The 989-nt window shown below is 20.8% G+C and carries 1 protein-coding gene; it reads right to left on the reverse strand.

From position 1 onward, the window contains the following. Positions 1-60: 60 nt before the first annotated feature. Complete coding sequence (locus NK213_RS20210) at positions 61-942, reverse strand: helix-turn-helix domain-containing protein (RefSeq protein ID WP_253352698.1); 882 nt, start codon at positions 940-942, stop codon at positions 61-63. Positions 943-989: the final 47 nt, after the last annotated feature.

Raw genomic sequence — 989 nt, forward strand, 5'->3', positions numbered from 1 at the left:
TTTCGGACACCTGCCTTCTCTCAATTAGTTTACACAATCAAGATTTTTGTGTCCACTTTTTCATACTAACACCAACTCAACATAATCAGAAAATCTTTTTATTATTTTCTTTACTAAGATTTCTTCATTTAACCAATTTTCTAAATTATTTGTCTTTATTGATAATCCTATTATTAAATCTGTTATTTTTAATATCTTATTAGCTGAAAAAATATTTTCTCGTTTCCAATAATCGCTTATTACTTTAAATTCCTCTGTTTCTTTTATGAATAATTCATTATTATTAATAGGCTCAATTTCATTTTTGCTTAGAATAAATAAAATATATGTTTGTAACAAGAGATGATTTTCTGATGTTATTTTAATATTCAAATCCTTTTTTACATATTCTAAAAAATCAATGATTTTCTCACTCTTAGAAAAGAAATTTTCATATTCATTATTTAAATAATTATATACCTGACTATTTAAAATAATTTCTTTTAACAATTCTAATTTTTTATTTTCTTCTATTTGAGATTTTAAAATAAATCCTTTGTTTTTTTTATATTCTATTTCTTCTAATTCTAATTTTAATAAATTCAAATCCTTTTTTGCTGTAGTTAAAGATATTTCTAGCTTTTTAGAAAACTTTTGCAAATTAATTCCAAGATTAAAAAACAAAAGGAATTTCATCATTAAAAGGCGATCCGCTCTATCTATTATTTGGGTCATTTCTAGTAATGATAATATTTTTTTCTTTTCTTCTTCTGTCTTTATACGGTATATTTCTCCACTATTACATATCTTTATATTTATTTTTTCTAATATTTCATTTATTTTTTTTATATTATATTCAAATGTACGTTCTGAAATATTATTCTCTTTTACAAAACTACTAGAATTTATTTTTTCTTCTTTTAAAAGTTTTAGCAATATTTTTTTATTAAGAATCGTTAACATTTTTCTCCTTCCATATATTTCTAGTATATGTTACCATTTTTTTATAT

Source organism: Sebaldella sp. S0638 (genome assembly GCF_024158605.1).
GTDB lineage: Bacteria > Fusobacteriota > Fusobacteriia > Fusobacteriales > Leptotrichiaceae > Sebaldella.